We start from the raw sequence: 1621 nt of genomic DNA, 5'->3' as shown, positions 1-1621 counted from the left end.
GCAGACCAGCGACAAGCACATCTCCGTCTGGCAGAAGGTTGGAGGCTAGGACGGGTCGGCCCGGTTCTCGGCTTGGAGGCGACCTTCGCGGCCAAGAGAATGGCCCGAAAGTCATAGGTTTCGCGGAGCGCTGAATCCGAAACACGAAAGCCACAACGCCGCTACTCAGCACGTTCACGCTGGTCTGCCGCCTGCCACCCTTTGCCGAAAGTCGGGCCCCGGTTTCGGGCTGGAGCACGACTACCTGACGATCATCGCAGGGCGCGACGTCCGGCCCTGGACTCGGCTTCCGCATCCTGAAGGAGGGTGGGTGACTGCCCTATTCCCGCACCATTGTTCAGGAGATGCGGGAGGTCCCGATTGCGTCCTGGGATGCCGAGCGCCGGGTGTGGACCCCTATCGGTCCTAGAGGATTTACGCCGGCGTTGGACCAGGATCGAGGAAGCTGCAAAGCGCAACGAGCCCGAAGAGCGCAAGAAGCGCCGAGCCGAGAACTGTGGATCGGAGAAAGAACGAGCCTCGCGTGCTCTCGCGACAGACATCGACGCAGGGGCTATCCTTCAGATCCGGAGGACCTCCCGCCCCTCGGCGGCCTGTGATGACTTCTGGATACGGCATCGTCGTCTTTGTCGGGTGCGACGGTGAGCCGGTTGAACCAGAAACCCTGCATGTCTCTTACGCCGCGGTTCCGTCGGCGGCTGTCTATGTCTTGGGGGCAATGGCGCCCGGCCAAGCTGGACGAACCGGTAAAAACTTGGCCCGCGCGATCCGGATCGAAACTGGGCCGCGAAATCTGGTGGCAGTCAACACTCGAGGAATTGCGTGTGGCAGAAAGACGGCTGCCAAAATAGAGCGGAGATGGTCCAGTGCAGGTGGCTAGGCCCGGCTGTTCAGGTCCTGCTCGATCTGGTGCGCCGATGCCAAGATGTCGTTGAAGCTCGGCGGAGTGCCGAAGATCATGGCCGTCGTATTGGCGTAGTCGCGCGCGAGCGCGTCCACCATCTTTGGAGCGGGCGCGATCGCGAAGCTGCCCGGGACTGCTGAGGCGAGGTCATAGTCGGGACGGTCGAAAAACATTCGTGCGTGCCGCACACAATCGGCGCCAAGAGCGAGGTCGCCGAGGGCTGCCTTCCCGGTCTCGGATCCAAGAAGACAATGCAAGTCATAGTAGTGCCGGGAGACCCGCTGGCCTTCCTGCCGCAATTCGCCGCGCCGCTCATACCAACGGCGCAATCCCTGGGTGATCACCACCTTGTCCCAAAAGGTGCGGGTCGCCTCGATCGTGGTCACGTCGGCGACGATGAGATCAATGCCTGCCGCTTCCTGGGCGACATAGGGCGTGATCGCGATCGGGCGGTTCGGATCGAGCGCCGATTTCGCCCCGGATTCAAGGCGTATGACCGGTCGCACATAGGCGCCATCACGCTGGTCGACCTCGGGCCGGCTTGGTCGACCTCCACCCGGCCGGCACCGTTGGTGATGTCGGCAAGTTGAGCGGTGAGGAAGTCTCGCAGTGGCCCTGTGATATACGCACGGCAGGCGTCCCGGATGGCGTCGAGCTTGGCGCGGCGCTTCTTGTTCGACAGTCCCTCAAGCTCTTCGACGGAGGCAGCCTCGTCGA

General features: G+C 63.1%; 1 protein-coding gene. It reads right to left on the bottom strand.

From position 1 onward, the window contains the following. Positions 1 to 876 precede the first annotated feature (876 nt). Positions 877 to 1410, bottom strand: a complete 534-nt coding sequence (locus NKI08_RS34395) for a nucleotidyl transferase AbiEii/AbiGii toxin family protein (RefSeq protein WP_352775940.1) — start codon at positions 1408 to 1410, stop codon at positions 877 to 879. Between the last annotated feature and the right edge of the window lie 211 nt (positions 1411 to 1621).

The organism is Mesorhizobium sp. M0768 (genome assembly GCF_040320195.1).
In the GTDB taxonomy this organism is placed as follows: Bacteria; Pseudomonadota; Alphaproteobacteria; order Rhizobiales; family Rhizobiaceae; genus Mesorhizobium.
The sequence above is the reverse complement of the archived record's forward strand: the minus strand, read 5'-3'. Positions and strand labels throughout refer to the sequence as shown.